Origin of the sequence: Colwellia sp. 75C3 (genome assembly GCF_002836255.1) — a bacterium.
GTDB lineage: Bacteria > Pseudomonadota > Gammaproteobacteria > Enterobacterales > Alteromonadaceae > Colwellia.
Window position 1 is genome coordinate 111,590 of the sequence record NZ_PJAU01000056.1, and the last position, 20,811, is coordinate 132,400.

Genomic DNA, 20,811 nt, shown 5'->3' on the forward strand with positions numbered 1-20,811 from the left:
CAGCGTAATAAAATGCCGAGTAATAATATTACTCGGCAGTTAAATAGCTCGTTAAAAGTATTACTGATTTGCATACCTATATTGGGTAAGTAATAACTCAGTAGAGCTATCAGAAAGCTCTGTGTTTTCTGGTTGCTCAATACGGGCTAATATATCGTCGCCTAATATTTTACCTAGTTCGACTCCCCATTGGTCAAAAGAGTTTAAGTTCCAAATGACCCCTTGAACAAACACTTTATGCTCATACAAAGCAATCAGTGTCCCTAATTGATAGGGTGTTAGGCGGTTAAAAGTCAGCGTATTAGACGGTCGGTTACCCGGCATTTCCTTATGCTTAGCAATCACTTTAGCTAAGGCTCCATCCATACCTGATGCAACAAGCTCATCATAGGCTTGTTGATGCGTTTTCCCTTGCATTAAGGTCTTGCTTTGTGCGAAACAATTGGCCACTAACATATCTTGGTGACCATCCATATTATGATCAGCCACTAGCGGTTGAATAAAATCGACTGGGACTACTGAAGTGCCTTGATGTAATAACTGATGAAAAGCATGTTGACCATTAGTACCTTCAGCTCCCCAAATAACAGGGCCTGTTGTACTACTCACCATTTCATTATTAAGCTGACAGCTTTTACCATTAGACTCCATGTCCATTTGTTGCACGTAAGCAGGAAAGCCTCGTAAATAATGGCTATAAGGTAATAACGCATGAGTTTGACAACCAAAGAAATTATGGTTCCATACGCCTAACATACCCATTAATACCGGTAAGTTTTTCTCAAGTGGCGCCTCATTAAAATGATTATCAAGATCAGCTGCTCCCTTAAGTAATTCTGCAAAGCCTGCATTACCAATTGCCATCGCAATCGGCATGCCAATAGCGGACCATAAAGAATATCGACCACCGACCCAATCCCACATAGGAAAAACATTATTACTGCTAATACCAAAGGTTACGGCTTTACTCACATTAGAGGAGATGGCAATAAAGTGACAACTTAACTGCTCAAAAGTAACACCAAAATCATAGAACCATTGCCGGGTCGATTCAGCATTAGTTAATGTCTCCTGAGTATTAAATGACTTGGAGGCAATCAACACCAAAGTCGTCTCAGGATTTAACTTAGTTAATACATCATGAAGATGGTTACCGTCAATATTGGCAACAAAGTGTTGCTTAGGTCCACCTTGAACATAAGGTTTTAAAGAGGTCGTCACTATTTTTGGCCCTAAAAAAGAACCACCAATACCTAAATTCAAAACATCCGTGATGCATTTCCCACTATAACCAAGCCATTCTTTATTACGTACTTGGTTTACTACGGTTTCTACCTTAAGTCGCACGGCTTTGATTTGAGGCACTATATCAACACCATCAACAAACACTGGCTTGTTATCTTGTTGTCGTAAAGCTGTATGCAATACCGATCTATTTTCAGTATTGTTAATCGCTGCGCCAGCAAACATCGCATCACGTTTTTGTGTCAGTTGCGCCGACTCAGCTAACGCCATTAATAAGGCGCGGGTTTTTAACGTGATTCGGTTTTTTGAATAATCAAGATTTAATCCACATGCGCTCACTGATAAATTTTCAGCTCGTTGAGAGTCACAGGCAAAAAGATCACGTAAATGACTATTTTCAATCTCACTCAAGTGCTGCTGAAGTTCACGCCAGTTATCATTAAAGGTATCTAATCGCATTAAAAATATCCTTACGTTATTTTAGAATAACTGGCTTAGTTGTACTTCAAGCTTGCACTGATCGATGGCAAAGTTACGAATACCTTCCGCTAGTTTCTCTGTTGCCATAGCGTCTTGGTTCATTTCCCAACGAAATTGAGCTTCGGTTAAGGTCGCTGGTTGGTCTTGTAAACTGGTTGCCGCTGTTAATTTTTGTTTTATCACTTCGTGATTTACAGCCAACTCAGCCATTAAGGGTGGACTGATGGTTAAACGGTCACAGCCAGCAAGTGCAATTATTTCATCAACATTACGAAAGCTTGCTCCCATGACAACGGTGTTATAGCTATGCTGTTTGTAATAGTTATAAATTTCAGTGACTGAAATCACTCCGGGATCTTCACTCGCTAGATAACTTTCACGCCCAGTATCTTTTTTATACCAATCTAGAATACGACCAACAAAAGGTGAAATCAGATATACCTTGGCTTCTGCACACGCTTTTGCCTGCGAAAAACTAAATAACAGCGTTAAATTACATTGAATGCCTTCTTGTTCAAGTTGTTTGGCTGCTTGAATACCTTCCCACGTTGACGCCAATTTAATCAAGATACGTTCTTTGTCTATATTCGCTTCTTTATACATAGCGATGAGTTGGCGAGCTTTAACAATGCTGGCTTCTTTATCAAAAGATAAACGGGCATCTACTTCCGTAGAAATACGGCCAGGTACAATCGCTAATATTTCTAAACCAATTAATACCGATAATTTATCCGCCGCAAGACTCACTTGCACAGTCTTATCACTTGTTTGACTTTTAGCCCAATTAACTGCCTGTGTTAACAAAGCTTGATAAGCAGGAATGGCCGCCGCTTTTAGTAATAATGACGGGTTAGTTGTAGCGTCCATCGGCGAAAACTGCGCTATCGCTTCAATATCGCCGGTATCAGCAACGACCGTTGTCATTGTTTTTAATTGTTCAAGTTGAGAAAATTGAGAAATATGTGCTTGCATGATAATTCCTGTTAGAAAGTTTTGTATGTTTAGTTAGGTTAAATTCGTTTGCTTTAATCTGCTTGGTATAAGACAAGCTATTAGATAAAAATACCCGCGATAGTCGCACTCATTAAATTAGCCATAGCACCTGCTAATACAGCCTTCATGCCTAGTTTGGCAATATCATGGCGACGGCAAGGTGCCATATTACCCATACCGCCTAATAAAATAGCGACCGAAGAGAGGTTGGCAAAACCACAAAGGGCAAAAGTAATAATCGCCTGAGTTCTGGTACTTAACTGATCAGCCACGGTGATAAAATCTAAATACGCGACAAACTCGTTGATAACAATTTTTTGTCCTAAGAAGCTACCTGCCATGTTCGCTTCATGCCAAGGAATGCCAATAAGGTAGGCAACAGGCTGAAAAACATAGCCTAAAATGAGTTGTAAACTTAAGTTTTCAAAGCCAAATAATTCGCCAAAACCACCTAATAAACCATTTACCATTGCTAATAAAGCAACAAATGCTAATAACATGGCACCAACATTAAGCGCTAACATCATGCCATTTGATGCGCCTGTCGCTGCAGCATCAATCACATTAACAGCCTCTTTAGCATCGGTTTTTAAATTAGCTAAATCATCATTGGGTTGCTCTGTTTCAGGCACTAACATTTTCGCCATCAACAAACCGCCGGGTGCTGCCATAAAACTAGCGGCAATTAAATATTTTAAATCAATGCCAATTCCAGCATACCCCGCTACAACAGAGCCAGCGACTGAAGCCAAGCCACCGACCATCACAGCAAACAGTTCAGAACGTGTCATTTTAGGAAGAAAAGGCTTAACCACTAAGGGCGCTTCGGTTTGACCAACAAAAATATTGGCAGTAGCAGACATAGACTCTGCTTGACTGGTTTTTAGTAGTTTCTGTAAACCACCGCCAATAAACTTAATCACCAGTTCCATCACACCAATGTAATAGAGTACGGCGATCAAGGATGAGAAGAATACAATTACAGGTAAAACGTGAAAGGCAAACATAAAACCCAAACTTTTCTGCCCTATTTGTTCTCCAAAGATAAAGATAATACCGGCATTGGCATAACCAATAACACTCGATACACCATTGGTAACTCCGAGCAAAATATCTTTGCCTGCGGGCATATAGAGTACAAAAGCGCCGAGAGATATTTGTAACGCTAGTGCACCAATAATCGTACGCCAATTAATACTTTTTCTATTTGAGGAGGCTAAATATGCAATACCTAAGAGGAGAAAAATCCCCAAGATGCTACGTAAAATATTGGTATCCATATTATTCCTTGTTATTTCTTATGACATTGGTACTAGAGAAAGTACCCTTGTATGAAGAATTTATTATTGAGTGTTAACCCTAACCAAAAACCTGACTAGGTAGTCAGGTTTTTAATTTAAACTAAGAAACTAGCTAGGTCAATAGGATATTTTTGAATAAAATGTCAATGTCATGACCTGTACGTGTCACATATAATTTATTAACGTATTTATCCTAGATTTCTTCACCATCAGCTTAAACCTCATTAACATTGACGTTCAGCCTGCTTAGCACAACAAAATTACGCGTTAATAAATAACTTTCTTGCGCTGTCTAATACTCCTAATTCATCAACCAATAAATTCAGCGTTATTGTGGGGGTTTATGAGCGTGCATACTTAAAGCGTTTCGAAACAAGCTTTAATGCCAAATTAACCGGTTAAAATACTAATAATATTTATTTATTGAAATATATTGACCACATGGTCAAGTTACTTTACATTCTTAATGCAACCTGACAGTAGTGACAAGTTAATTACTAAAAATAAACTGACCTCTTTTTGTAGGGAATGTTTACTCAGAACTTTATGATTAGGCTCTCAAAACATGATATTTCGAACTGATTTTTTACCTAGAAAAATAGAAAAAGAATTCACACATCCAGCCATGGCAATAAGGGTGTTAATAACCCTAATGGCCACTTTATTACTCAATCCTGTAATTCATGCTGAAACACTCGAAAATAATGACACTAACATCAAGGTGGCAACTTTTAATGTCAGTATGGATGCAACAAACTATTTGCCTAAAGATGAAATAGGCACAGGTATCGAGTTGATTAATGCACTTAATAATAATAATCAACAAATCAAGAATATTGCAGAAATCATTCAACGCTCTCGTCCTGACATCATATTACTCAATGAATTTGACTATATTGCGAACCCCAAACAAGGTGTTGAACTTTTTTTGAAAGAATACTTAGGGAAAGCTCAACAAGGAAGCCAAGCCATTGATTACCCTTATTATTACTACGCCCCAGTAAATACAGGGCTTAACACGCCATTTGATTTAGATAATAACGGTGAAAAAACAAATAACCTTGGCGATGCTCAAGGCTTTGGCCACTTCCCTGGGCATTTTGGCATGGTGTTGTTGTCTAAATATCCAATAGACAAACGAGCAATTAGAACCTTCCAAAAATTCCTGTGGAAAGATATGCCCAATGCCATTGTGCCTATAGATCCGAACACTAACGAACCTTGGTATAACAGCCAAGAATCGCAAATACTGCGCTTATCTTCAAAATCTCACTGGGATATTCCTGTCAATGTGCAAGGAAAAATTGTTCACATATTGGCAAGCCATCCAACGCCCCCTGTATTTGATGGCAAGGAAGACCGTAATGGCGCGAGAAACCACGATGAAATTCGCTTCTGGCAAGATTATATTACCCCGAACAAAGGCAACTATATTTACGATGATGAAGGTCTCAAAGGAGGTATGAAAATTGATAGCCGCTTCGTCATTTTAGGGGATCAAAATGCCTCTAAAGATGAAGGTTCCGCACGTAAAGAAGGCATAGCAAACTTACTCGCTAGCCCTTTAACAAATAATGATATAACGCCTGTTAGCATTGGAGGAATGAACAATAGCGACAGCCCTTTTGCTGCCAACCATACTGCTGGTTGGGGTATGCGAGCAGATTATGTTTTACCTTCTCGAGCAGGTTTAAAGCTACAAAAAAATGGTGTGTTTTGGCCAAAGAAAACCTCCCCTCTTTATCGTTTGATTGATCGCCGTTCAGCTTCATCAGACCACCGTTTAGTCTGGGCTGACTTAACCCTAACAACGAAAGAAAAAGTCGCAAAAAATATTATCATGGTTATTGGTGATGGAATGGGACCTGCCTATACCACTGGTTACCGTTATTTTATCGATGATAAAAGTACGCCTCTGGTAGAAACAACTGTATTTGATGATTTATTAGCCGGCATGGTTAGTACTTATCCAGTAAACACTCAAGGTTATGTAACTGACTCTGCTGCCGCAGCCACTGCGCTATCTACCGGACATAAAACTTATAATGGTGCTATCGGTGTTGATACAGATAAGAAACCTTTATTAACCCTAATGGAATTAGCTAAACAATTAGGTAAAAAAACGGGATTAGTAGTCACCTCACAAATTAACCATGCGACCCCTGCCGCTTATTTTTCTCACAATGAAAGTCGTAAAAATTACAATGAAATTGCTGACAGTTACTTTGATAAGCGGATAAATGGTCATTTTAAAGCCGACATTATGTTAGGCGGCGGAACAAAATATTTTAATCGCCAAGATAGAAACTTAGTCGCCGAATTTAAGAATGCTGGATTTCAATATATTGATGATTTTTCACAACTTGCTTCACTCAATAAACAACAAGCGGTATTAGGTTTGTTTGCAGAAGTGGGCCTGCCTTGGACGCTCGATAATAAAAATAATAATCATCTATTAACGATGACCACAAGTGCGGTACAACAGCTAGAAAACGTTGATGGTTATGTATTACTTGTAGAAGCAAGTCAAATAGATTGGGCTGGCCATAGCAATGACATCGCTGCCGCTATGGGGGAAATGTCGGATTTAGCACAAACCTTAACTTGGCTAAAAAATTATGTAGAAAATAGCGAAGATACTTTATTAGTTGCCACAGCAGATCATAGCACTGGCGGTTTAACGCTTGGCGCTAAAGGTGATTATCGTTGGCAGCCTGAGTATTTGAAAAATTTAACTCTGTCCCCGCAAAGCATTGCTGAAAAATTAGCACAAGATAAAGAGGTTATCACGGCACAAAAACTATCAGATTTACTTGGTTTTACTGTATCTGTGCAAGAAGCCAATTTATTTGTTAATCGAAAAAGTGAAAAGTTAATTTATCAGCAAATAAAACACTTAATCGATAAAAAAACTAATACTGGCTGGACCTCAAGCGGTCATACAGGCATCGATGTACAAGTGTTTTCTGCTGGCACTGGCGCTAACGACTTTACGCTACATCAAACCAATACGGACATAGCGAACAAGCTATTTACTGTACTGAAATCAAATTAACTAATACCCGTTAATACATACATCAACAAATACTAACTAAAAGACTCAATACCATTGAGCAAACAACCCAAAGGAAAATTATGAAAATACAAATGTTATCTGCAGTACTTGGCCTTAGCGTACTCACAAGTCATGCTAATGTCGTGATCACTGAATATGTTGAAGGTGGAGGCAGCAATAAAGCCATTGAAATTTCCAACCTGGGCACAGCAGACGTCGACTTAGCCGCTGGCGGTTATAAACTCGATCTTTTTACTAATGGTAAAACAGAAAGTACTAACGGAATTTTGCTTCAAGGTTTATTAATACCTAACTCCAGCATTGTTGTTTATAACAAAGATGCGACGGACGCATTTAAGCTGTCAGCACCTCAAGGTCTTGCTGATGCGAGTGCTACTTATTTCAATGGCGATGATGCCATAGTACTTTCAAATGCTGATGGCGTTATTGATAGTTTTGGTCAATTAGGTACAGATCCCGGCAGTAACTGGGGTGATGTTGATTTTTCAACTAAAGATCATACCCTACGTCGCAAAGTATCTATTACTCAAGGCGATATAACGACAGACGATGCTTTTGACCCGTCTACTGAATGGACTGCCTTTGCTAAAGACACGGCTGATGGCTTAGGCTGTACTGGCGAGATAGCCTGTGATGGTTCACAACCATTACCGTCTGTGGGTGCTGCAATAGGTGATTCTACCGATAGTGAAGACATAGTAATAATCACTGAATATGTCGAAGGAGGTGGCAGCAATAAAGCCATTGAAATTTCTAACCTAGGCACAGCAGACGTCGACTTAGCCGCCAGAGGATATAAACTCGATCTTTTTACTAATGGTAAAACAGAAAGTACTAATGGAATTTTATTACAAGGTTTATTAATTCCTAACTCCAGCATTGTTGTTTATAACAAAGATGCGACAGATGCATTTAAGCTGTCAGCACCTCAAGGTCTTGCTGATGCGAGTGCTACTTATTTCAATGGCGATGATGCCATAATACTTTCAAATGCTGATGGCGTTATTGATAGCTTTGGACAATTAGGTACAGATCCTGGTAGTAACTGGGGTGACGCTGATTTTGCTACTAATGATCATACCCTACGTCGCAAAGTATCGATTACTCAAGGAGATATAACAACGGATGATGCTTTTGACCCGTCAACTGAATGGTCGGCCTTTGCTAAAGACACTGCAGATGGTTTAGGTTGCACTGGCGAAATCGCTTGTGATGGTTCACAGCCACTACCTACTGCCGGTACCTTAATCGCTGACAGCTCTACGCCTGTTGAAGGAATTTGTACAAACTGTCCTGATCTAACAAAAATTGCTGACCGTGCTACTTATGTAGAAGCCAGTTATTACGCTAATGCAAATGCCGCTGAAGCGAATGCTTTACGTGCCGCAATCACGACAGACATCAGTGCAGTGCATAAGCAACTGAGTTATTCAGAGGTATGGACAGCGTTAACTTATACCGATGAAGACCCTGCTAATAGTAACAATATAATTTTACTCTACACAGGGCGATCTATTGCTAAAGCAGACAACGGTAGTGGTTCAGCTTCAAGTAATCAAGATTTCTGGAATCGCGAACATACTTGGGCAAAATCTCATGGTTTTCCAGAGACTAGTCAGTTAGGTTATACCGATATTCATCATTTACGCCCTACTGATGTTTCTATGAACAGTGACCGTGGCAATCGTGATTTTGATATCGGGGGTACACCTAACGATGAAGCACCTGAAAATATGAGCACAACAGATACTTGGGAACCAAGAGACAACGTTAAAGGTGATGTTGCCCGTATGATGTTTTATATGGATGTACGTTACGATGCAGGTACAGAAAGCACCATGCCCGATTTAATACTCGTTGATAGTGTTGGTACAGCGACTAGTACTTTAAGTGATGGCACTGGTAAGCTAGGTAAATTGTGTACATTATTTGATTGGCATTCTCAAGATCCTGTTGATACCGTTGAAACAAACCGTAACCACAACATCTATGAATATCAAGGAAACCGTAACCCTTTTATCGATCACCCAGAATGGGTTGATAGCCTTTATGCCTCAGCTTGTGGTGGAAGTACTGGAACTGACGGTGGTGGTACTGACAATGGTGATGCTAACGTAGCGCCAACAGTTTCCGCCGGTGATGAACAATCAGTAGCCTCTGCTGGCAACGTTACGCTAACCGCAACTGCTACAGATAGTGATGGCAGTATTGTTAGTTATGCTTGGACACAAATAAGTGGTAAAACGGCAACTATTACTAATGCTGATAGCGCTACTGTAACTTTTGTAGTACCAAAAGTAGGTAAAGATGAAAGCTTAGTTTTTAGCGTTACCGTAACTGATGACCTAGGTAAAACGAGTACAGCCCCTGTTACTATAAATGTGGCCGCTGAAGTGATAGAGACTGAATCTAGTGGTGGTACTTTTTACTTTCTACTTGCTGGACTTACCTTACTAACAGTAAGAAGATTTAAAAGGTAGTTGAATTTAATTTAAACGACTCCAATTTACTTTAGTGAAGCAAGTTGCATTTATTCAATGCCACTTGCTTCATTTTTTATAACCATACACCTCCTTGTTATCTCAAAATATCCTCTCCACCTTTACTTCGACAACAACAACTATACTTACATGAGTAAATATCCCTAAAAGGTAATTATTTCGATGCACTTTATTGTTTACTCTATCATTTCATACTTGTTGTTTTTATCACTAGCAAGCTATGGAGAAACCCTAAGTGTAATGCTTTACGATACCAATAATCCGCCCTACTCGTTTAAAAAAGAGGGTAAGCGACAAGGCATTTTTATTGATATTTTTCAACATTTAGAAATAATCAGCCCCTATAAATTCATATTAATTGATTATCCTTTTGCTAGAGCGCAGCACGAGTTTTTCCTAGGAAATGTTGATATAGAGCCCGGTATTTTCCATGGCTGGCGCATTAATGAAAAAGTATATGGTCAATACTCGATTACTTTTGCCAAAGCTGAAGATGTCATAGTGTTTCGAAAAGGTATGGCTTTCAGTGTACAAACACCCAAAAATTTATTTGGAAAAATTGTTGGTACCGTTAGAGGTTATACGTACGGTGAATATGATCACCCAGAAGTACTTCGTCAAGATAACAAAGATGAAGGTCTTATTTTAAAACAGTTACTTTATCAACGCTTTGACCAAATTTTCATTGATAAACGCGTAATCAAATATTATATGCTTAAAGATAAAACTTATCGCCAGTTAGAAATCGGCAATACGCTTTTATCAGTAGACGTTGCGCTTAGGGTCCACCCAAAAAAAGTGCATGTTTTACCTGCATTAAACGCAGCTCTACAACAAATGTTAACTACTGGAAAAATCAAAGCAATTTATCAAAAATACCAATTAGCTGCCACGAAATAATAGCGGTCCTCACATTAATAATTTAATTTTCATAGTAGCTAAATGAATAAGAAGAACCTCAGTGAAGTAACGGTAAAACGTTCCGTTTGTCGGTAAAGGCCTTTGATTGGCAAAGGAAGTGGCTTTTATTTCGATAAAAAAATTAACTGACGCTATAAAGAGAAGCGAACAGCTAACAGTTAATGGTTTCAGTGTTTGTTCCGAACCAATGAAGATATTTGTCGATAGACTTAACTTATAACGTTAACTTGTTTTAACGACGTTACTGTTAACTGTGTTTGATAATAATATTTTTTAGTGCTTTTACCGTTCGCAATGAAATATATCTTCACACGTTTAACCTCCCCTGTAACGCCAATAGTTTTGTCAATAAACAACACCATTGTTAACCCCTGATGCTTTTATGACAAATTGAAATGTGCCTTTCACTCCTTGTGGCGCTATTGCTTCCGTCTGGGCAATTAAGTTCATCGTACTCGTTACTGATACATTAGTTGCGTATTTATATGATGAACTACAAGCGCTAACACTGATATTAAAGGCTTCAAATTGACGACATCCCTGTTTTATATGGCTAACAAAAAGTTTCGACTTCCTTTACGTTATAAAGATAAACTAGTGAAGCTGATAACCAGCTCCACTAGCGTGTACAAAATGTGTGGAAATAACTAAACAATACTTTCAAGTGTCATTTCTATCATTTCACCAAACTTTAATTGGCGATCTTCTGCAGACATTTTTTCACCTGATTTGATATGATCACTTACCGTAAGTAAACAAAGTGCTTTTTTTCCTAGTTCAGCAGCTACGCCATAAAGTCCAGCAGCTTCCATTTCTACAGCAAGAATTCCATATTTTTCAAGTTTTTCAAAGACCTCAAATTCTGGTACATAAAATAAATCAGCCGAAAAAACATTGCCTACTTTAGGTGTTTTTCCTAATCGTTTCGCGGTAGTAACAACTTTTTCCAATAATTCATAATTTGCTATAGCAGCAAAATCGAAATTGTTAAGTCGTTGGCGATTTACGTTAGAGTCTGTGCTTGCTCCCATCGCAATAACAATATCTTCTAACTGTATATCATCACGAATTGAACCACAGCTACCTACACGAATAATATTCTCAACGCCGTAATCTCGATATAACTCTGTAGCATAAATCGACATAGAAGGTATGCCCATGCCCGAGCCCATTACTGAGATACGTTTTCCTTTGTATTCTCCTGTATAGCCAAACATATTTCTAACCGCTGTGACTTGCTTTACATTGGTTAGATAGTTTTCAGCGATAAATTGCGCCCGTAAAGGATCGCCAGGCATGATAACTGTTTCGGCAAAATCACCTGCATGAGCGGATATATGTGCTGTTGGCATAAGAATGTCCTAATCGTTAATATATTATTTAACTACATTTACATAATAGTTAGTTATTTAGTAGAACTACATAATAGTAAATACCTGACCATACAGTCAAGTTTAATGGTAATAAAAATACTGAGCACGTTATAAAAATAAACTTCAATAGTTCGCAACGTTTTAGCATCTATCAATAAAAAAGGTATTTAATCCTTAAGACTAAATACCTTATTATTATGTGTTTATATCTTTTTATGAACTAACTGTTTATTAGTTCCCCCAAATATTGTCAATATACTCAGGATGGTCAACAAAAGGGTTACGATTTCCTTGATGGCCAAATGCAGCCTCATTACGATCTATTTCTTTTTGGCTAACGGGATCGTTAGCATGCCAACGTATCAACATTTCCAATTGCCATAATTCAAACACTTGATTACTACTACCATCTAAAATAGCATCACCATAAACTGAATTATTCTGCCAACTGCTAATAACATTTTCATAACGAGTCGCCATATAAAAGTACGCTCGCGCTAAATCACCTTTAAATTCATCAATAGGTTCAAAAACAGTACCGTTATAACCTAGAGTACTCGTTGATGAGCCTAATTTACTATTATTTGTTGAGGTAAAAGAAGCAGTTGCCACCTCTCCATAGGGGAAACCACTACGTTTTGAGTTGACATAGCCATCGGTTGCATAAATGTGATGCACATCAGAGTTCATCGGTTCTACTTTGCCACCAAACCAGCTCTTAGGGAAAGTATGCTCTCTATTGTAACACCCACCTTCGCCACTATAATTACCACATTGATCGCTTACTTTAGTATAAGTATAATTGTCAGCTGAAACAGGATTTTCAGAATAAATATCTAAAATTGAACCATCTTTTTCAAAATAAACATCGAGTGAATGATTTTCATAAAATGTCCATAGCGCAGAATAACCTTGACCTGAATGGCCATTGATTAAGTTATGTAATTCTGTTTTTAAAGAATAGCCCACTTGAGAAGTTATCGTATCGTAATACGTGCCCGTGTAGGTACCTGAGCCACCTCCTCCACCGCCAGAGTTTCCTAGTGTAAAGCTTTTAGTTTCAGTACTAGCAAAGCTGCCACCTGAAATTAGCGTTGTACCAGCCAAAGATAAATCATAAGATCCATTGCCAAAATTGCAACAAATCCCATCACCATAGCTGTCATTAATGGTGAAGGAATAATCGCCATCAGCTAAACAAAAATTTTCATTATAATTGGAAGAATTATCATAACTGCCACCACTGGCCACTTCTTGATTACTTGCATTTATTAACGTCCAACTGGTTTCATAACCGTAGTTGTCGGTAGCTAAACTAAACGCAACATCATTACTGCTGCAACTTCCGTCTCCCGTTCCATCGTTTGATGCTTGGGTCGGCTGAAAATAATCAACATAAACAATTTCAGTGCCATCAAAGCCCGGCGTATCATAAAAACGCAAACCAACCGCAATGTCTGTCGTCGCACTTGCAACATAACTATGAGTAACTTGCTGCCATTGATTAATTAAGCTTTCATTAGAGTAGCCTTGGTAACCATCAACATATAAACGCGCTTTAACACCACCTTCCGTATGATATATCCCTACAGAAAAATCATAACTTTGTCCTGCGACAACACTAACCATTTGCCTGAAGTCAGTTGAACCTTGAGTACCTGTATTCACTGTAATGGCAGCAGAGCTAGAGCCTTCTTGCGTTAAATTCGCATTTGGATTAATACTTATGCCCGAATCAATTGTAGTCCAGCCCGTAGGTAATCCCTCAGACCATGTTTCAAAACTTCCATTAGTAACCTCTGCTGTTGCATAACTACTAACAACACCTAGTATTAAAGCAGCAATATTATTTTTATAATTCATTTATTGATCTCACTTTTATTGAATAATGATTACACCTCCTTATGTTCCTCTTGGCCTTGTAGGTTGTCTTATTCATAAATCGAATAAAGTTCATACAGAGCCAGTACAAAATCAGTACAGGTACAACCTAATTAAAACTGACCACATAGTCAACTAGTAAGTAACAAAAAAATAACATATTGCCTATTCGTTTTAAGCCAAGCGCTGCAAGTTTTAAGTTACAGCGCTAGGCAATAAAACAACGGCTACATTTATAATAATTTAGCCGTATTAACGACATTTTCAACGGTAAAACCAAAGTACTCTAGTAACACTTTACCCGGTGCAGATTCACCAAATCGGCTGATACCGACAACAGCACCACGTAAACCAACATATTTCCGCCAAAAATCAGCATGGCCCGTTTCAATGGCTATACGTTTAGTGACTATTGATGGTAAAACGTCTTCTTTATAATCATCACTCTGAGCATCAAATACAGTGGTTGATGGCATAGAAACTACCCTGACTTTTTGTCCTTGTGCCGAGAGTACTTTGGCAGAGTCTAAGGCCAACTGCACTTCAGAGCCCGTGGCAATTAAGATCAACTCAGGTGTACCTTCACAGGTCGTCAGTATATAAGCTCCATTTTCAATGTTAGCCACTTGTACTTGGTTTCGGCTTATTGCTGATAAATTTTGACGAGAAAAAATTAATGCACTAGGTGCCTGTCTATTTTTTACTGCCATTTTCCAAGAAACTGCAGACTCTGTCGCATCACAAGGGCGCCATGTGGTGAGATTAGGCGTGGTGCGTAAGTTGGTTAGTTGCTCGATTGGTTGATGTGTTGGTCCGTCTTCTCCCTGCCCAATTGAGTCATGGGTATAAACAAAAATATTTTGAATGCCCATCAATGCTGACATACGCACAGCATTTCGTGCATATTCCATGAACATCATGAAGGTAGCGCCATAGTTGATAAAACCACCATGTAAAGAAATACCGTTCATTATGCCGCTCATACCAAATTCACGGACACCATAATAAATATAATTACCTGCCGCATCCGTTTCTATACCCTTGGCATCAGGCCACAACGTCAAGTTTGAGCCAGCAAGGTCTGCCGATCCCCCGAGTATTTCGGGTAAAATTGCTGCAAACTGTGTAATGGTGTTTTGTGACGCTTTACGGCTAGCTATATTTTCGCCCTTACTTTGGCACAACGCTATATAGTCATTAGCTTTTTTATCAAAGTCGTTCGGTAGATCTCTTTCAATAACCCTGCGCTTAAACTCCTCAGCTAACTCTGGATGCTCGGCACTATACGCTAAAAAGTTTGTTGACCAGCTAAGGCTATTGTTATGCCCTTGTTTTTTATGATCCCACTGAGCATAAATATCTTCAGGGATGGCAAAGCGCGTTTCATCGGGCCATTCTAAAAACTTACGGGTTGCAGAGATTTCATCATCACCTAAAGGAGCGCCATGGCAATCATGCGAGCCTGATTTATTAGGAGAGCCAAAACCAATCACCGTTTTACAACAAATCATCGTTGGCTTATCAGTAACCGCTTTAGCTTGCTCTATAGCATTATGTATTGCCATAGCATCATGACCATCCACACAAAGTACATGCCAGCCATATGCAGCAAAGCGTTCAGGGGTATTATCGGTGAACCAGCCTTTAACCTCACCATCAATAGAAATACCATTATCATCCCAAAAGGTAATTAACTTCCCTAACTTTAACGTACCCGCTAAAGAACAAACTTCATGAGAAATACCTTCCATCAAACAGCCATCACCTAAAAAGCAGTAGGTAAAATGATCAACAATATTATGCCCTTCTCGGTTAAATTGTGCAGCGAGTGTTTTCTCGGCTATTGCCATGCCGACGGCATTAGAAATACCAGCGCCTAATGGCCCCGTTGTCGTTTCAACGCCAGGGGTATAGCCATATTCTGGGTGCCCTGGTGTTTTAGAGTGCAACTGTCTAAAGTTCTTTAAATCATTTATCGAGAGGTCATAACCTGAAAGGTGTAATAAAGAATAAATCAGCATAGAACCATGACCATTCGAGAGAACAAAACGGTCACGATCACACCAATCGGGATTGTTTGGATCATGCTTTAAAAAATCTCGCCACAGCACTTCGGCAATATCGGCCATACCCATTGGGGCTCCTGGATGACCAGATTTTGCTTTTTGAATGGCATCCATAGTTAATATTCTTATAGCATTTGCTCGTTTTTTACGTGACAACATTTTTATCCCTACTTAACGATATTTTATAAATTAAATTATTTTCTATTATTAAAATAATACTTTCCTGTCCACTTGGTCAAGAAAAACTTGACACTCGTGTTTAGAAAGTAGAGTCTAGTAATGCCTCTATACAAGACCAATGGTGCTCGGTATTAAAGACATATTATTAAATATGGCTTAAGAGCAAAAAAAACTATTTTAAACATTGATAACTTTTAGAGATTAACGAACTAACTTAATGTTTATTTTTCAAGGCCGAATATTAAAAATTACGTTAGTTCCTTTTACAACATTATGGGAATAAATCGAAGATGAACAAACCAAAATTGTCCAAAATAGCGAGTGCGATTGTCATCGCTGTTGGCTTATCAACATCAGCAATGGCTGCCGATACCTCATCCGCCATGCGTGGTAAAATCCTCAGCCCTACTGGAGAAGCTGCCTCTAACGTAAAAATCACTGTCATTCATGAGCCATCAAAAACAAGCCGTGAGTTTACAACAAATGACGCGGGTAATTTTAGTGCTAAAGGCCTACGTGTAGGCGGCCCTTATACGGTAATTATCGATTCAGACACTTATAGCGATACAACCTTAGATAATATATTTCTAAATTTAGGTAATACCCACCGTATTAGTGAGCAACTTCAAGTAAATAATGTAGAACGCATACAAGTGACAGGCTCAAGATTGTTGCAAACTGCAGGTGGTTCAAATAGTGTTTTTGGTGCAGACTTGATTAATAATGCGCCAAGCTTTAACCGTGATATTAAAGATATTGCACGCTTAAATCCGCTTGCTAGCATAAATGGTAGTGGCCAATTAACGCTTGCCGGTGCTAACCCTCGCTCAAACAGCTTAACGGTTGACGGCATCGGGCAAAATGATGATTTTGGTTTACAGTTCGGTGGCTACCCAACTTCGCAGCCTCCTGTTTCATTAGATGCCATCGAACAAATTTCTGTTGATGTATCACCATTCTCGGCCAAAAAAGGTAATTTTGGTGGCGGCCTTATTAATGCGGTAACTAAATCAGGAACGAATGAATTTAAATTTTCAGGCTTTGCCGAAACATCTACACCTGATATGGCTGGTGATGTTCAAGACATCCAAACAATTACTAATGAATACGGAGATGATGTCCTTGATGATAAGGAGCATAAAACCTTTGAGACACGTTATGTTGCACCGATAAAATCCGAATCTCGTTTTGGTTTTAACGTCGGTGGCCCTATCATTGAAGATGAATTGTTTTTCTTTGTTAACTATAGCCATTGGGCTAGTGAGCTAGCGCTCGATTATGGTTTTGCCGGCAGCGACGCGACGCACGAATATGATATTACTCAAGAACAGTTTGATGAATTTAACACTATTTTGGGTGATGTTTACGGCCTGACCGATTCTTTAGGTGGTGATCCAGAAAGCAGTAATCAAACTTTATTAGCTAAGTTAAGTTGGAACATCAATGATAATCACCGACTAGATTTCACTTACCAATGGCAAGACGACCAAGCTGAAAAGAACTTTGGCACCGGTGGCGATAGAGTAAAATTAGCATCAGGCCGTTATAACTCCGTTAGTAAATTAAATAATTTTTCTACTAAAATCTATTCAGATTGGAGTGATGATTTTAGTACTGAAGTAGGTTTAAGCTATAAAGATACGACTAATAATAGCGATACCAACAGCGATATTGGTCAAGTCACGGCAATTACTAAATACAAAGGTCCAGAATTTATCTTTGGACAAGAGCAAAAACGCCACGCGAATGAATCAGCAACCAAAAACTTAACGTTATCGTTAGATGCTACTTATTTAATGGAAGAACATGAGATTAATTTTGGTCTTCAATATGAAAATTTAAATTTATATAATTTATTTGCTGAACATTCACTTGGCTCGTGGGAATTTGATAGTATTGACGCATTTGAGGCAAGAGAAATAAAAGGATATAGTGAGTTTACTTATGCAAATGCTTATACGGGAGATAGCAAAGACCTCGCTTATGATATAACACGTAGCCGATTATCATTATATGTTGAAGATGTTTTCTATTTAACTGATGATATTACTGTCACCGCGGGTGTTCGTTATGAGCGACTCGGATCGAGTGACAAACCTACACTCAATTCCGCTTTTGAAGAAACTTACGGTCACACTAACCAAGAAAACCTTGACGGTTTAGATATCATTTTACCTCGTTTAAATATTGAATGGGTTGCCTCACAATCTCTAACACTAGAGGCTGGTGTTGGTCGCTTCCAAGGTGGTATTCCAAATGTTTTCTATAATAACCCATTCCAATATGATGGTATTACACTTGTAAACGCATCAAGTACGGTTATTGAAGATTATTACGGTGATAACAACCTTGTTGATCCTAGCTTTGGCGTGCCTACTGAAATAACTGATTCTTTAGTAAAAGGTACCGGTAGCACAAACTATACAGACCCTAATTTTAAATTACCTTCTAGCTGGCGTTCTCGTATTGCTGCTAATTACACTTTTGATATCCCAAGCCTAGGCAATGGTTATAATTGGTCAACCGAATTAATGCACCAAGTTAAAGAAAACGATGCAGTTTGGAAAAATACTGCGATGATAAACCCAACAACTGCTGCTGATGGCGAACGTCTCATTTATGAAAACCTTTACCCTGGTGGTAAATACGCTAATTATGATATTCAAATGACCAATGCATCCGAAAATGCGAGTTCAATTATCATTTCAACAGCACTTGCCAAACAATGGGATAATGGCATAAGCATGACAATGTCTTATGCACATCAAGATGTTACTGAAAATCATGTAGGTAGCGCGTCAGTCGCTAAAAGTAACTATAAGCATAATACTGTTAAGAGCAGAAACAAAGATTTTGCTGCTCGCGGTGGTTACGAAGTTGAACATAGCTTCAAGTTTAACTTTAACTATGTTGTGCAAATTTTCGAAGGATATAATACTAATCTTAACGTATTCTTTGAACGTCGCTCAGGTCGTCCATTTAGCTGGACTATGGGCATGTATAAAGATGATGATTTAGGTGATACAGGTGACTTTTACAGTAATTCAGCATATTTAGCCTATATTCCAACAGGTGCTGATGACGTAAATGTTAATTGGGATGAGTCTGGTATATCTTGGGATGAGCTAGAAGGGTTTTTAAACCAAGCTGGTATCAGCGAACGTGGCGAAATACTTGATCGTAATACTGCGACTCAACCTTGGGTAACAACGATGGACTTAAGTATTAAACAAGAATTTGCTGGTATCTCTGCGGATCATAAAGGTGAAATATTCTTCATGATTGATAATTTTGCTAACCTTTTGAATGATGATTGGGGTGTTGAAAAATCAATGCAGTATAGTAGTAAAGCGATTTATGATTTTGGCGGACTTGATGACAATGGCAAGTATAAACTTGATAAAGTTTACGGTGGTGCGGATACTCGTAACCATACTGGCACTAACCTAAGTTCTTCCGGCTGGCAAATGAAGGTAGGTGTAAACTACCGTTTCTAGCAGGTATGAATAAAACTGTTTAATGACAGTTTACTATAGAATATGTGAACGGTTTTGAAGTCATTCAAAACCGTTTTTTTATTTATTAAGTGGCATATATATCAGGTAACATCCACGAAATTATTGAAGCTCAGCTCACCACCGATTATTAAATTAAACCACAACCTCGTAAAATCATGTTAGATAGAAAAGTAATAACTTGTTCAATATCATCCTCTTCAAAATCTGCTTTATTCATTACGGTCAAAATCTGAGTATCAAAATCTGCATAATGCTGGGTAGCAGACCAAATAAGAAAGATGAGATGTATTGGGTCAACGTTGGCCATTTCACCATTATCTATCCATTGTTGAAATAACTTAGCTTTTTCTCTTACCCATTGACGTTGGTATGTACGAGCATAATCCTTTAAATGCGGAGCGCCTTGGATAATTTCTATGGCATATATTTTTGATGCTTCAGGCTCCTTGAATGACATCCTCACTTTGGCCGCAATAAATTTTTCTATAGCAACTTTCGGGCCTTGATTAGGCTCAATATCACCGATACCTTGGTCCCACATTTCTAGTGTATCTTCAAGAACGGCGTGATATATATTCTCTTTATTTTTGAAATAATAGAGAATGTTTGCTTTGGGTAGTTCAGCCCTATCAGCAATAGATTGTACCGTTGCCCCTCTATAGCCTTGTAGAACAAACTCTGTCCTAGCTGCCATGAGAATTTTAACTCGGCTTTTTTCTCGAATACTACCCGTTTTTTTTGTTTGATTAGCGCTAGTCATGCTTTAGGCTCGGTGTTCGTTAATATTGACATGCGACCTTCACGAGGTACCGGTAAAGTCACACATGTATTGAAATATAGTAAGCTAATTTCTTAGTCTGTATAGTCTGGTTAGATAGCGATATACTTTATGATGAGATAGCTAAAACCCTCGACTCATAAATTATATTTATAAAATATTCACTCAATTTTAAACTGATCTTATATAGCAATATTTATGCTGTTAATAAATACGGTTAATTTACCTGGTAAAAGTGGATGATATTCCTAAACCAACCAAATGGATAGTTTTTTAATATTTCAAATTGTTCATTTTGTAACTTTATTATAGAGAGGGAAATCAATAATTCCCTTCATTAACTACAGCTATGACACTTCCTACTTAAGTCACTATTATATATACATATAATAAACAAGAACATCAAACACCCTCTTCTCTTTACTTGGCTATTTGAGTAGCTATGTAAATATTTAAATATTACACTATAGCTACTTAAATTTAACTATAGAATAAAAC

The 20,811-nt window shown here is 38.3% G+C and carries 10 protein-coding genes and 2 pseudogenes; 5 read left to right on the forward strand and 7 right to left on the reverse strand.

All coding sequences use genetic code 11. The features are described from left to right. Positions 1 to 60: 60 nt before the first annotated feature. The 3 genes from pgi to CXF85_RS15825 all read right to left on the reverse strand — a co-directional run bounded on the left by pgi (position 61) and on the right by CXF85_RS15825 (position 3,998). On the reverse strand, positions 61 to 1,704 hold the full coding sequence (pgi, locus tag CXF85_RS15815) for a glucose-6-phosphate isomerase (RefSeq protein ID WP_101229623.1): 1,644 nt from the start codon (positions 1,702 to 1,704) through the stop codon (positions 61 to 63). 21 nt (positions 1,705 to 1,725) lie between these two features. Further along, a complete protein-coding gene (gene tal, locus CXF85_RS15820) occupies positions 1,726 to 2,697 on the reverse strand; it encodes a transaldolase (protein WP_101229624.1) in 972 nt (323 codons plus the stop codon). A gap of 80 nt (positions 2,698 to 2,777) precedes the next feature. Beyond that, positions 2,778 to 3,998, reverse strand: a complete 1,221-nt coding sequence (locus tag CXF85_RS15825) for a NupC/NupG family nucleoside CNT transporter (RefSeq protein WP_101229625.1) — start codon at positions 3,996 to 3,998, stop codon at positions 2,778 to 2,780. A 673-nt stretch (positions 3,999 to 4,671) separates the two neighbouring features. Here CXF85_RS15825 and CXF85_RS23185 point away from each other — a divergent pair. From CXF85_RS23185 to CXF85_RS15840, 4 genes and pseudogenes are all read left to right on the forward strand, one after another. Beyond that, positions 4,672 to 5,826: pseudogene (locus tag CXF85_RS23185) on the forward strand (endonuclease/exonuclease/phosphatase family protein); the annotation flags it as partial. A gap of 30 nt (positions 5,827 to 5,856) precedes the next feature. Further along, a pseudogene (locus CXF85_RS23190) lies at positions 5,857 to 7,074 on the forward strand (alkaline phosphatase); the annotation flags it as partial. Positions 7,075 to 7,154: 80 nt separating this feature from the next. After that, on the forward strand, positions 7,155 to 9,575 hold the full coding sequence (locus CXF85_RS15835; RefSeq protein WP_101229626.1) for an endonuclease: 2,421 nt from the start codon (positions 7,155 to 7,157) through the stop codon (positions 9,573 to 9,575). A gap of 183 nt (positions 9,576 to 9,758) precedes the next feature. After that, positions 9,759 to 10,496 (forward strand): substrate-binding periplasmic protein, encoded by a 738-nt coding sequence (locus CXF85_RS15840; protein WP_101229627.1) that lies wholly within the window; start codon positions 9,759 to 9,761, stop codon positions 10,494 to 10,496. Positions 10,497 to 11,164: 668 nt separating this feature from the next. Here CXF85_RS15840 and deoD read toward each other — a convergent pair. The 3 genes from deoD to tkt all read right to left on the reverse strand — a co-directional run bounded on the left by deoD (position 11,165) and on the right by tkt (position 15,996). After that, complete coding sequence (gene deoD / locus CXF85_RS15850; RefSeq protein WP_101229628.1) at positions 11,165 to 11,869, reverse strand: purine-nucleoside phosphorylase; 705 nt, start codon at positions 11,867 to 11,869, stop codon at positions 11,165 to 11,167. A 252-nt stretch (positions 11,870 to 12,121) separates the two neighbouring features. After that, positions 12,122 to 13,753 (reverse strand): HNH endonuclease signature motif containing protein, encoded by a 1,632-nt coding sequence (locus tag CXF85_RS15855; RefSeq protein WP_101229629.1) that lies wholly within the window; start codon positions 13,751 to 13,753, stop codon positions 12,122 to 12,124. A gap of 251 nt (positions 13,754 to 14,004) precedes the next feature. Next, positions 14,005 to 15,996, reverse strand: coding sequence for a transketolase (gene tkt / locus CXF85_RS15860; RefSeq protein ID WP_101229630.1), 1,992 nt, complete (start codon positions 15,994 to 15,996; stop codon positions 14,005 to 14,007). Positions 15,997 to 16,307: 311 nt separating this feature from the next. Between tkt and CXF85_RS15865 the strand changes: the two genes are divergently transcribed. Then, positions 16,308 to 19,514 carry a TonB-dependent receptor gene (locus CXF85_RS15865; RefSeq protein ID WP_101229631.1) on the forward strand — a complete coding sequence of 1,069 codons (3,207 nt, stop codon included), beginning with the start codon at positions 16,308 to 16,310 and terminating at the stop codon, positions 19,512 to 19,514. A gap of 148 nt (positions 19,515 to 19,662) precedes the next feature. On the opposite strand, the gene CXF85_RS15870 is transcribed toward CXF85_RS15865, so the two are convergent. Further along, positions 19,663 to 20,295 (reverse strand): TetR/AcrR family transcriptional regulator, encoded by a 633-nt coding sequence (locus tag CXF85_RS15870; protein ID WP_101229632.1) that lies wholly within the window; start codon positions 20,293 to 20,295, stop codon positions 19,663 to 19,665. Positions 20,296 to 20,811: the final 516 nt, after the last annotated feature.

Coding starts and splice junctions, on each gene's coding strand:
- CXF85_RS15835 (WP_101229626.1), top strand. CDS start 7,155: ATGAAAATACAAATGTTATCTGCAGTACTTGGCCTTAGCGTACTCACA.
- CXF85_RS15840 (WP_101229627.1), top strand. CDS start 9,759: ATGCACTTTATTGTTTACTCTATCATTTCATACTTGTTGTTTTTATCA.
- CXF85_RS15825 (WP_101229625.1), bottom strand. CDS start 3,998: ATGGATACCAATATTTTACGTAGCATCTTGGGGATTTTTCTCCTCTTA.
- CXF85_RS15855 (WP_101229629.1), bottom strand. CDS start 13,753: ATGAATTATAAAAATAATATTGCTGCTTTAATACTAGGTGTTGTTAGT.
- tal (WP_101229624.1), bottom strand. CDS start 2,697: ATGCAAGCACATATTTCTCAATTTTCTCAACTTGAACAATTAAAAACA.
- deoD (WP_101229628.1), bottom strand. CDS start 11,869: ATGCCAACAGCACATATATCCGCTCATGCAGGTGATTTTGCCGAAACA.
- CXF85_RS15865 (WP_101229631.1), top strand. CDS start 16,308: ATGAACAAACCAAAATTGTCCAAAATAGCGAGTGCGATTGTCATCGCT.
- tkt (WP_101229630.1), bottom strand. CDS start 15,996: ATGTTGTCACGTAAAAAACGAGCAAATGCTATAAGAATATTAACTATG.
- CXF85_RS15870 (WP_101229632.1), bottom strand. CDS start 20,295: ATGACTAGCGCTAATCAAACAAAAAAAACGGGTAGTATTCGAGAAAAA.
- pgi (WP_101229623.1), bottom strand. CDS start 1,704: ATGCGATTAGATACCTTTAATGATAACTGGCGTGAACTTCAGCAGCAC.